Annotated in this window: 10 protein-coding genes; all 10 read left to right on the top strand. The window is 34.8% G+C overall.

Features of this window, described 5'->3' with window-relative positions:
* Genes P6733_RS14940 through ftsA form a run of 10 tightly spaced genes read left to right on the top strand, consistent with a single transcriptional unit; the run spans window position 1 to window position 12,192 of the window.
* Complete coding sequence (locus P6733_RS14940) at window positions 1–342, top strand: FtsL-like putative cell division protein (protein ID WP_306353737.1); 342 nt, start codon at window positions 1–3, stop codon at window positions 340–342.
* Window positions 333–2,336 carry a penicillin-binding protein gene (locus P6733_RS14935; protein ID WP_306353736.1) on the top strand — a complete coding sequence of 668 codons (2,004 nt, stop codon included), beginning with the start codon at window positions 333–335 and terminating at the stop codon, window positions 2,334–2,336. Before P6733_RS14940 ends, P6733_RS14935 begins: the two co-directional genes overlap by 10 nt.
* Window positions 2,333–3,799 (top strand): UDP-N-acetylmuramoyl-L-alanyl-D-glutamate--2,6-diaminopimelate ligase, encoded by a 1,467-nt coding sequence (locus tag P6733_RS14930; RefSeq protein ID WP_306353735.1) that lies wholly within the window; start codon window positions 2,333–2,335, stop codon window positions 3,797–3,799. Before P6733_RS14935 ends, P6733_RS14930 begins: the two co-directional genes overlap by 4 nt.
* Before the next feature lie 6 nt (window positions 3,800–3,805).
* Window positions 3,806–5,035 (top strand): phospho-N-acetylmuramoyl-pentapeptide-transferase, encoded by a 1,230-nt coding sequence (mraY, locus tag P6733_RS14925; protein WP_306353734.1) that lies wholly within the window; start codon window positions 3,806–3,808, stop codon window positions 5,033–5,035.
* A gap of 1 nt (window position 5,036) precedes the next feature.
* Window positions 5,037–6,368: a UDP-N-acetylmuramoyl-L-alanine--D-glutamate ligase gene (gene murD, locus P6733_RS14920; protein ID WP_306353733.1), complete on the top strand. Its 1,332-nt coding sequence runs from the start codon at window positions 5,037–5,039 to the stop codon at window positions 6,366–6,368.
* A gap of 18 nt (window positions 6,369–6,386) precedes the next feature.
* Entirely contained in the window at window positions 6,387–7,670 is a 1,284-nt protein-coding gene (locus P6733_RS14915) for an FtsW/RodA/SpoVE family cell cycle protein (protein WP_306353732.1), read from the top strand.
* Complete coding sequence (gene murG / locus P6733_RS14910; protein ID WP_306353731.1) at window positions 7,660–8,754, top strand: undecaprenyldiphospho-muramoylpentapeptide beta-N-acetylglucosaminyltransferase; 1,095 nt, start codon at window positions 7,660–7,662, stop codon at window positions 8,752–8,754. Before P6733_RS14915 ends, murG begins: the two co-directional genes overlap by 11 nt.
* Window positions 8,755–8,756: 2 nt before the next feature.
* Window positions 8,757–10,115 (top strand): UDP-N-acetylmuramate--L-alanine ligase, encoded by a 1,359-nt coding sequence (gene murC / locus P6733_RS14905; protein WP_306353730.1) that lies wholly within the window; start codon window positions 8,757–8,759, stop codon window positions 10,113–10,115.
* Window positions 10,093–10,818, top strand: a complete 726-nt coding sequence (locus tag P6733_RS14900; RefSeq protein WP_306353729.1) for a cell division protein FtsQ/DivIB — start codon at window positions 10,093–10,095, stop codon at window positions 10,816–10,818. The genes murC and P6733_RS14900 overlap by 23 nt, the downstream gene beginning before the upstream one ends.
* A gap of 3 nt (window positions 10,819–10,821) precedes the next feature.
* Entirely contained in the window at window positions 10,822–12,192 is a 1,371-nt protein-coding gene (gene ftsA, locus P6733_RS14895) for a cell division protein FtsA (RefSeq protein WP_306353728.1), read from the top strand.
* Window positions 12,193–12,195 lie beyond the last annotated feature (3 nt).

The following is a 12,195-nucleotide window of genomic DNA, read 5'->3' as shown; positions in this document are numbered from 1 at the left end:
ATGAAAGATGGTATTTATGGCATATTAAAAGCAAAATTTCTAATCGATGATGATGCGTTCAAAAACTGGCGTTTCATTGTTTTTTTGATTTCACTAGCTATTATTATGATTGCAAATACACACCGCTTTGAACAAAAGATATTTAGAATAAGTGAATTGACTAACGAGACAAAAGAATTAAGATCTGAATTTGTAGATAATCGCTCTGCATTAATGAAACTTAAAATGGAGTCTACGATATCTACTCAAATGGAAGAAAAAGGAATTTTTCCTTCTTCAGTTCCACCAACGAAAATTAAGGTGAAAAAAGAGAAAACTCGTTTGGAAAAATTATGGCAGTAGAGGATAAAAATATTAACTACAGAGTCTATCTGGTTGCTTTCGCTATTATAATTATGGCGATAGGAATCATTGTGAAACTTACTAATATACAGTGGGTGGAAGGTGATTACTATAGAAAGCTAGCCAAAGATCGTACCGTTAGAAATTTTGTAATTCCAGCAAACAAAGGAAATGTGTATTCGGCAGACGGAAGTTTGTTGGCTACATCTATACCTAATTATAAGATACGATTTGATGCAGTTGCACCTAAGAAAGAAGATTTTGATAAAAATGTAAAAGCATTATCGGATTCATTGTCGGTAATGTTTGGAAAATCAAGTGGATTTTATCAATCAGAATTAGGAAAAGCCCGCGCTCATAAAAATAGATACTATTTAGTTGCTCGTGATTTGAGTTATACCGAATACATCCGAATCAAAAGCTTTCCATTATTCAATTTAGGAGCTTATAAAGGAGGGATTATTACAGAGCAAAAAACGATTCGTGAACATCCTATTGGGAAGATTGCAGAAAGAACAATTGGGTATGACCGTAAAAATGATGATGGAACATTTGCTGCACCTGTAGGTATTGAAGGCGCATTTCGTGATTACCTAAATGGTAAAGACGGAAAAGTACTTAAACAAAAAATTGCTAAAAGTCAATGGAAACCGATTAATGATAATAATGAGATTGAGCCACAAGATGGTTATGATATTATTTCTACGATCGATGTTTACATTCAGGATATTGCACACCATGCCTTATTGAAACAATTAGAAATCCATGAAGCAGAACACGGATGTGTAGTGGTAATGGAAACCAAGACAGGTGAGGTGAAAGCGATTTCAAATTTAGGAAGAGCTTCAGATGGATCCTATTATGAGACGATAAACTATGCAATAGCAGAATCGCATGAGCCAGGTTCTACTTTCAAATTAATGGGATTAGTTGCCTTATTAGAAGATCGATTAGTAGATACTAGTAAAGTGTACGATACACATGGAGGAGAAGTAGCCTACTATAATAGGAGAGTTAGAGATTCTAAAAGAGGAGGATACGGAAAAGTAAGCTTGGCAAGAGGATTTGAATTATCATCCAATACTGTGATTGCTCAAGCAATAAACGATAGCTATAAGAATAATCCAAAACTATTGATTGATCATTTGAATAGTTACGGTTTAAATAAAAAATTAGGATTACCATTTATTGGAGAAGGAAAACCTTTTATTCCACAACCGGGTAAAAAAGGATGGTCGGGAATTACATTGCCATGGTTAGCACATGGATACGGAGTTTCAATCACACCATTACAAACACTTACTTTTTATAATGCAATTGCAAATGATGGAGTAATGGTAAAACCATTATTCGTGAAAGAAATAAAAGAATGGAACAAAACCATTAAAAAATTTGATACAGAAATTATCAACCCAAAAGTATGTTCACAAGAAACAGTTTTGCAAGTGCAAAAAATTTTAGAGAACGTAGTGAAAAAAGGAACCGGTAAGAAACTGTATTCAAAAGACTTTTCAATGGCTGGGAAAACAGGAACAGCACAAGTAAACTATGGTAAAGGAAAAACGAAAGAACACGGGATGTATTACGCATCATCTTTTGTGGGTTATTTTCCAGCAGATCAACCAAAGTATTCTTGTATTGTAATTGTGCATAATCCAAAAAATGGATATTACGGAGCCGATGTATCAGGGCCAGTTTTTAAAAGAATTGCTCAAAAAATATTTACAGATTCTCCATCGACCAATGAGATTGAGAAATTGAATAAAAAAATTCCAATTCAGGAAAAAAACTTTGAAGACTATTATGTCCAAGCGCAGCAAAAAGGGAATTTAATTCCAAATGTACAAGGAATGTCCGGTATGGATGCTGTAGCGTTATTAGGAAATTTAGGAATAAAAGTAAAAGTAAACGGAGTAGGGAAAGTAAAAAGACAATCCTTGAATCCAGGAGAACCATTAGATAAAAACAAAACCATAATATTAGAATTATCGTGATTATTCTAAAAGACATATTATATAAAGTTGCTATCGAAGCCGTAAAAGGAACGACCGATATAACAATTAATAACATTGAGTTTGATTCAAGAAAAGTGGAATCAAATGACGTTTTTGTAGCCATAAGAGGAACAATATCCGATGGTCACGATTATATAGAAAAAGCAATCAGTTTAGGAGCGAAAGCAATTATTTGTGAAACGTTTCCAGAACAAATTGTAGAAGGAGTAACCTATGTGCAAGTATTAGATGCCAATAGTGCTCTTGCTTTTATTGCGGCAAATTTCTACGGAAATCCATCGCACAATTTAAAATTGGTGGGTATCACTGGGACAAATGGTAAAACAACCGTTGCCTCATTATTATATCAATTATTTAAAAAAGCAGGCTATAAAGTAGGATTATTATCTACGGTAAAAATACTGGTAGACGAAACAGAATACAAAGCGACACATACAACACCAGATTCATTGACGATAAATAAATATTTAAAAGCAATGAATGATGAAGGAGTAGAATATTGTTTTATGGAAGTGAGTTCACATGGAATTCATCAAAAGAGAACAGAAGCATTATTGTTTGCAGGGGGAGTATTTACAAATCTTTCACACGATCATTTAGATTATCACCCAACGTTTGCAGAGTACAGAGAAGTGAAAAAATCGTTCTTTGACAATTTGCCAAAAACAGCTTTTGCATTATCTAATATAGATGATAAAAATGGTACGGTAATGTTGCAAAATACAAAAGCACAAAAACTAACGTATGCCTTAAAAACATACGCAGACTATAAAGCCAATATATTGGAGAACCAATTAAGTGGACTGCTTTTAAAAATCAACGACCAAGAGTTGTGGGTACGATTAATTGGGGTGTTCAATGCTTATAATTTGTTAGCTATATACGGTGTATCAGTACAATTAGGATTAGATAAATTGGAAGTTTTAAGACTTTTAAGTGAGTTGGAAAGTGTATCAGGAAGATTCCAGTTTATAATCTCAAAAGAGTTGAAAATTACGGCAATTGTAGATTATGCACATACACCAGACGCGTTAGAAAATGTATTAAAAACCATCAATGACATTCGTACAAAAAACGAACAATTGATTACCGTTGTGGGTTGTGGTGGAGACCGTGATAAAACAAAACGTCCGATTATGGCAAACATAGCATCGACGTTAAGTGATAAAGTGATATTGACATCAGATAATCCAAGAACAGAAGATCCAGAAACGATAATTCGTGAAATGGAACAAGGAGTAGAGCCTCAGAATTATAAGAAAACGGTTTCTATCACCGATAGAAAACAAGCCATAAAAACAGCTTGCCAATTAGCACAGGGTAATGATATTATTCTAATTGCAGGCAAGGGACATGAGACCTATCAAGAGATTCATGGTGTACGTCATGATTTTGATGATATGAAAATAGTAAAAGAAATTTTAGACCAATTAGATAAATAGAGACCTATGCTATATTATTTATTCGAATACTTCGACAAAACATTAGATATACCAGGGACTGGTGTTTTCCAGTACATTACATTCAGGTCGGGATTGGCTATTATACTTTCTTTACTGATCTCTACTGTATTTGGAAAAAGAATTATCAATTTTCTGAGAAGACAACAAATTGGAGAAACTGTTCGTGAGTTAGGTCTGGAAGGACAAAAAGAAAAAGCTGGAACACCTACTATGGGAGGATTGATCATCATCATCTCTACGTTGGTACCCGTTATATTATTAGCCAAACTGCATAATATTTATATTATGCTATTGATTGTTACCACCCTTTGGATGGGGACAATTGGTTTTATTGATGACTATATCAAAATTTTCAAAAAAGACAAAGAAGGATTAAAAGGAGTATTTAAAGTAATAGGACAAGTAGGTTTAGGTCTGATTGTAGGCTTTGTACTGTATTTCCATCCTGGAGTAACAGTAAGACAAGATACCTCTAAGGTAGATATTTTCAAAGCACCAACAGAGAACACAATCTCTTCGGCAGTATTAGAAGAGAAGTCAACAGCAACAACAATTCCGTTCTTTAAAAATAATGAATTTGACTATGCCGAATTATTAGCATGGACTGGAGATAACTATAGAGACTATGCATGGTTAATTTTCATACCAATTGTAATATTCATTATTACAGCAGTATCAAATGGAGCCAATCTTACAGACGGTATCGATGGACTGGCAGCAGGAACATCAGCCATATCCGTAATAGCACTCGGGATATTTACATTCGTATCAGGGAATATTATATTCTCGAATTACCTCAATATAATGTACATCCCCAATTCGGGAGAAATGACCGTATTCATTTCGGCATTTGTGGGAGCGCTCATTGGATTTCTATGGTATAACACTTATCCAGCGACAGTCTTCATGGGAGATACAGGAAGTTTGACTATTGGAGGTGTAATTGCAGTATTAGCCATTGCGGTACGAAAAGAAATGTTGATACCAGTATTATGTGGAATTTTCTTAGCAGAAAATTTATCAGTGGTATTACAAGTAAGCTATTTTAAATATACAAAAAAGAGATACGGAGAAGGGCGAAGAATATTTTTGATGTCACCATTACATCATCACTATCAGAAGAAAGGATATCATGAGAGTAAAATCGTAACACGTTTTTGGATTGTAGGAATACTGTTAGCTATTTTTTCAATCGTGACCTTAAAACTTCGATAGTATGAGATTAGTAATATTAGGCGGAGGTGAAAGCGGTGTAGGTACCGCAATTCTAGGGAAGAAATTAGGATACGAAGTATTTGTATCCGATTTCGGAAAAATAAAGAATCACTATAAAGAAGTTCTTGCTATTAATGATATTGTTTGGGAAGAAGAAACACATACTGAAAGGCTGATTTTAAATGCCGATGTAGTGATGAAAAGCCCAGGGATTCCAGAGAAATCTCCAATAGTAAAAAAACTATTTGAAGCAAAAATACCCGTACTATCGGAAATTGAATTTGCATACAAATTTACAAAAGCGATAACGGTAGGAATAACAGGAAGCAATGGGAAAACAACAACAACACTGTTAACCCATCATTTGCTGAAAACAGGAGGATTAAATGTTGGATTAGCTGGAAATGTAGGAAAGAGTTTTGCATGGCAAGTAGCCGATAATGTTTATGATTCCTATGTTTTAGAATTAAGTAGTTTCCAGTTGGATGGGATTGTGGAATATAAACCCCATATCGCTGTAATTACGAATTTAAGTCCAGACCATTTAGATCGATATAATTATGATTACAGTCAGTATATCGATTCGAAGTTCAGGATTACGATGAATCAAACAGAAGAAGATTATCTGATTTATGATGCAGACGATATTGCGATAGTGCACTGGCTTGAGAATCACACTGTGAAAGCACAATTAATCCCTTTTTCATTGACAAAGACATTAGAAAAAGGAGCTTATATAAAAGAAAATAATATTATAACCAACATCAATAACGAAGAATTTGTTATGCCAATAGACCACCTAGCTTTAGAAGGAAAACACAACGTGAAAAACGCAATGGCTGCAACAACAGTTGCCCAATTAATGCGTATCAGAAAGTCAACGATTAGAGAAAGTCTTTCCGATTTTCAAGCAGTCGAGCACCGATTAGAAAAAGTGTTGAAAATTCAAAATGTACAATACATTAACGATTCCAAAGCTACCAATGTCAATGCTACATTCTATGCATTAGACAGTATGAATACACCTACAGTATGGATTGTAGGAGGTGTTGATAAAGGAAATGACTATACAGAATTAATGGCTTTGGTTAGAGAAAAAGTAAAAGCAATCGTTTGTTTAGGAGTAGATAATAAAAAAATTATCGATGCTTTTGCAAATGTTGTAGATGTAATGGTAGAAGCAAATACGATGGTAGATGCAGTGAAAATTGCACAAAGATTATCAGAAAAAGGAGATACAGTTTTGTTATCCCCATGTTGCGCAAGTTTTGATTTGTTTGAAAGCTATGAAGATAGAGGAAGACAATTCAAACAAGCAGTACAAAATTTATAATAGTAATACGAAGTGAAAATGAAAGAAATGTTAAACAATCTTAAGGGAGACAGAGTAATATGGTCGTTCGTGGCTTTATTAGCTTTGATATCTTTTATGCCTGTTTACAGCGCTAGTAGTAACCTTGCATACAGTGGAAACGGTACAGGGAATACAATTAGTTTCCTGTTGAGACATTTCTCACATGTGGCTATTGGTTTCTTTATTATCTATATGATACATAAAATCCCGTACCACTATTTTAAAGCCATTTCAATCATTGCCATGCCTGTAGTTGCAATTCTATTGCTCTACACAATTGTGCAAGGAAAAACAATTGGAGGAGCAAATGCCAGTCGATGGATTCAGGTGCCCTTTACAGGAATAACATTTCAAACGTCCACAGTAGCATTTATTGTTTTACTTGTATATGTGGCGCGGTATTTGTCTAAGATTAACGAGAAAGAAATCACGTTTAAATCTTCTGTAATTGAACTTTGGATTCCCGTTTTTATTATCATAATGCTTATTCTTCCTGCCAACTTTTCTACGGCAGCGTTGATTTTTGCTATGGTTGTAATGCTAGTATTTGTGGGGAAATATCCATTGAAATATTTAGGAATAGTCATTGGAGCAGGAATATTAAGTTTGGCATTTTTTGTACTCGTTGCAAAAGCATTTCCAAACGCATTCCCTAATCGTGTAGATACGTGGATTAGTCGTGTAGAAAACTTTACAAGCAATAAACCAGGAGAAGACGATTACCAGATTGAAAAAGCAAAAATTGCAATTGCTTCTGGAGGAATATACGGATTAGGACCAGGGAAAAGTGTACAGAAAAATTTCTTACCACAATCCTCATCCGATTTTATTTTTGCAATCATTGTAGAAGAATATGGATTGATAGGAGGAGTAGGAATATTGATTTTATATATGATGCTCTTCATCCGATTTTTAGTAGCAGCACATAAATCACCAACACTGTTTGGGAAACTATTAGTCATAGGACTAGGATTTCCAATTGTGTTTCAGGCACTAATCAATATGGCCGTTGCTGTCGAGTTATTACCCGTTACGGGACAAACATTACCACTGATTAGTAGTGGGGGAAGTTCGATTTGGATGACCTGCGTTGGCTTGGGGATTATCCTAAGTGTAACCCGTAAAGAAGAAGAGATTGCAGCAGAAATCGCAGAACAAAAATTAAAAGCAGAACAGTACAATATAGAAGATTTGTCGGATCGTTCACAAGAAGAAATTGAAGAGGAAGAAGAGAACCCGATGAATGCAGTAAAAGGAAAAGTTATAGCACATGAAGGATAATTTAAAATTCATATTAAGCGGAGGCGGAACAGGAGGACACATATATCCTGCAATTGCAATTGCCAATGAATTAAAATTGCGATTTCCGAAATCGGAAATCCTCTTCGTGGGAGCGAAAGATAAAATGGAAATGCAAAAAGTACCACAAGCTGGATATCCAATTAAAGGATTATGGATTGCGGGATTGCAAAGAAGACTAACATTAGACAACTCATTATTCCCAGTGAAATTAATGGATAGTTTATGGAAGTCGACAAAAATTGTGAGAGAGTTCAAACCCGACGTGGTTATTGGAACAGGAGGATTTGCCAGTGGACCGTTATTAAAAGTAGCCTCCAGTTTTGGAATTCCAACAGTGATACAAGAACAAAATTCATATCCGGGAATAACAAATAAATTATTGAGCAAAAAGGCCAATAAAATTTGTGTAGCCTACGATAATTTAGAGCGCTTTTTTCCAAAGAACAAAATGGTTCTTACAGGAAATCCAGTTCGACAAGATTTGTTGGATATAGATACCAAAAGAAAAGAAGCTATTGAATATTTCAAACTAGATCCTACTAAGAAAACATTATTAGTGCTAGGAGGAAGTTTGGGAGCGAGAAGAATAAACCAGCTAATTGCAAAAGAGCTGTTTAATTTCACCGCAAAAGAAGTACAGGTTATTTGGCAATGTGGGAAGTTTTATTTTGAAGAATATAAAACATACGGAGAGAAGCCAGATGTTCAGGTAGTGTCGTTTATTGATCGAATGGATTTAGTATATGCTGCAGCAGATATCGTTATATCAAGAGCAGGAGCATCATCAGTTTCGGAATTAAGTATTGTAGGGAAACCAGTCATATTTATTCCTTCACCAAATGTAGCAGAAGATCATCAAACAAAAAATGCTCAGGCTATTGTGAATGAACAAGCAGCATTAATGATTAGAGAAGTAGAGTTGGATACACAATTCAATACCCTTTTTTCAAATCTGCTAGCAAGTCAAGAAATGCAGAAGTCGATGAGTGAGAATTTAAGAAAATTAGCAAAGGTAAATGCAACAAGTGATATTGTTGATGAGATCGTAAAATTGATAAAATAAGAATGAATTTAAATCAGATACATAACGTCTATTTCATTGGTATCGGAGGCATCGGAATGAGCGCCCTAGCCCGCTATTTTAAAAATATGGGGAAACAGGTTGCGGGATACGATAAAACGCCAACAACCCTTACTAGAGAATTGACGGAATCAGGAATAACAATACATTACGAGGATAACATAGATTTGATTCCTGCTGATTTTTATATTGAAAATACATTAGTAATTATTACACCTGCTGTTCCAAAAGCCCATGCAGAATGGAACTACTTTATTGAAAGAGATTTTGAAATAAAAAAGAGAGCAGAAGTTTTAGGAATAATTACAAAAGATACGTTCTGCTTTGCAGTAGCAGGAACCCACGGAAAAACAACAACCTCTAGTATTCTAGGGCATATATTGTATGAAAGTGGTGTGGATGTAACTGCCTTTATGGGAGGAATTGTAGAAAATTACAATTCGAACCTCATTGGAGATGGAAAAACAGTAACTGTGGTGGAAGCCGATGAGTTTGATCGTTCATTCTTACACTTACATCCCAATATTGCTTGTATCACTTCTATGGATGCAGATCACTTGGATATCTATGGCGATCGCGCTACAATAGAAGCATCATTTGTAGAATTTGCAGATAAGATTGAGGATAAGAAAAATTTGTTTATTACAAATCACTTGCCACTAGAAGGAGTTACTGTAGCGGTAAGCGAAGAAGCATCGTTTAAAGCTGTGAATGTTCGAATTGAAAATTCAGCCTATGTTTTTGATATTGTGACCCCATCAGAAACAATAGAAAATGTACGATTCAATTTGCCAGGAAAACACAATCTGACGAATGCAATGTTGGCTTTTGCAATGGCAAAAACATACGGAGTGGCCAATGAATCAATCATCAATGCTTTATGGTCTTTTAGAGGAGTGAAAAGAAGATTTTCATACCAAATAAAAACAGAAGATTTAGTTTATATTGATGATTATGCACACCATCCAACGGAAATAAATGCAGTGCATCAAGCCGTTTCAGAATTGTATCCAAATGAAAAAGTGTTGGCGATTTTTCAACCACACTTATTCAGTAGAACAAGAGATTTTATTGATGATTTTGCAAAAAGCTTATCAGCATTTGGATCCGTATTGTTATTGGATATTTACCCAGCGAGAGAATTACCTATTGAAGGAGTAACCTCACAATGGTTGTTAGATAAAATTGAGAATAAGAATAAAAAATTAGTCACAAAAGACGATTTGGTTGCCAATATTCTTTCCAGTGGAGCAAAAGTAATTGTGACAATTGGAGCAGGAGATATAGGCGAATTAGTGAAACCCATAAAAGAAGCTTTAGATGAAAAGATTCAATTGGATTAACGTAAAATTGATAGTGATGTTTGCACTAGTGATTTTCTTATATTCATTTACTTCTCGAAGAAATGAACAAAGAAAAGTACTTCCGCCAGTGGTGGAATTTCTAGATGGAGACAACCTTTTTGTGACGCGTGAAGCGGTTAATAAATTGTTAATACAAAATTCTGATAGCCCGTTAAGTATTGCTAAAGATAAATTAGATTTGAATAAATTAGAGCATACTCTCGAAAGTCAGGATATGATTCAGCATGCGGAAGTCTTCATCGGTATAGATGGAGCGCTAAAAGCCGTAGTGAAACAAAAGACCCCAGTAGCAAGGGTTTTTGAAGGAGGAGACTCTTTTTATGTTGATTATGAGGGAGGTAGAATGCCGCTTTCGGAATATTATACAGCAAGAGTTCCGCTAGTTTCTGGTGAAATTAATGAGAAGAATAATGTAGGGTTGAACAAGTTATTTAAGTTTATTTATGAAGATGAATTTTTACAAAAAAACATCATTGGCATACAAGTTTTGCCGAATGGTGGCGTAAAAATGATGAATAGAAATTATAATTACGAAATTGATTTTGGGAAAACGGTTAATATCGAACGAAAATTCGACAACTATAAGGCCTTTTTTCAGAAAGCCGTTCAGGACAGTTCGATTAATAATTACAAGAAAGTGAATTTGAAGTTTACGCAACAAGTAGTGTGTACCAAAAATTAGATTATGGAAAAAGAAAGCATTGCAGTAGGACTAGACATTGGAACAACAAAAATTGTTGCGATGATAGGCAAGAAAAATGAGTACGGAAAGTTAGAAATCTTAGGCATAGGTAAATCTAAAAGTTTAGGTGTGGCTAGAGGTGTAGTAAATAATATTACTCAGACAATTCAGTCCATACAACAAGCTATACAAGAAGCAGAAAATAACTCAGGATATAAAATCAAAGATGTTGTTGTCGGTATTGCTGGTCAACACATCAGAAGTATTCAACACAGTGATTACATCAGTAGAAGTAATCCAGAAGAGGTAATAGGTGATAATGATATTGATTTATTAATCAATCAAGTTCACAAATTAGCCATGTTGCCAGGAGAAGAAATTATTCATGTTTTACCACAGGAATTTAAAATTGACGGACAGTCAGAAATCAACGAACCTATCGGGATGTATGGTGGACGATTAGAGTCAAATTTTCATGTTGTAGTAGGACAAGCTTCTTCGATTAGAAATGTGGGAAGATGTATTAAAAGTTCAGGACTTGATTTATCAGGATTGACTTTAGAACCTTTGGCATCTGCTGACGCTGTATTGAGTCAGGAAGAGAAAGAGGCAGGAGTTGCATTAATCGATATTGGAGGTGGTACGACAGATTTGGCTATTTTTAAAGATGGTATAATCAGACATACTGCGGTAATCCCATTTGGAGGAAATGTAATTACAGAAGACATTAAAGAAGGATGCTCTATTATTGAGAAACAAGCTGAATTATTAAAGGTGAAATTCGGATCAGCTTGGCCAGGAGAAAATAAAGACAACGAAATTGTTTCTATTCCTGGATTAAGAGGTAGAGAGCCAAAAGAGATTTCATTAAAGAATCTATCGAAAATTATTCACGCAAGAGTAGTGGAAATTATCGAGCAGGTTTTTTCTGAGATTAAAGCGTACGGTCATGAAGACCCACGCAAAAAATTGATTGCTGGAATTGTTTTAACAGGAGGAGGAGCACAATTAAAACACATTAAGCAACTTGTAGAATACATTACAGGAATGGATACCAGAATTGGATATCCAAATGAGCATTTAGCCGGTAATTCGGGAGATGAAATCTCAAGCCCAATGTATGCAACAGCAGTTGGATTAGTAATGAATAGTATTAGAAATAATTCTAGAAGTGCGGTGCCTATTAAAGAAATAGAACAAGAAAAAGTAGCGTATCAAAAACCATACGAAAGCCCCGCCCCCGTACTTGAACAAGAAATTGTGCAAGTTGAAGTGAAAAAAGAAGAACACGAATCGACTGAAAAGAAAGTTCGCAAATCCTTTTTTGACAAGTATATAGATAAGATTAAAGATTTTTTAGATAACGCAGAATAAAAC

It is taken from the genome of Flavobacterium aerium, assembly GCF_030766725.1.
In the GTDB taxonomy this organism is placed as follows: domain Bacteria; phylum Bacteroidota; class Bacteroidia; order Flavobacteriales; family Flavobacteriaceae; genus Flavobacterium; species Flavobacterium aerium.
The sequence above is the reverse complement of the archived record's forward strand: the minus strand, read 5'-3'. Positions and strand labels throughout refer to the sequence as shown.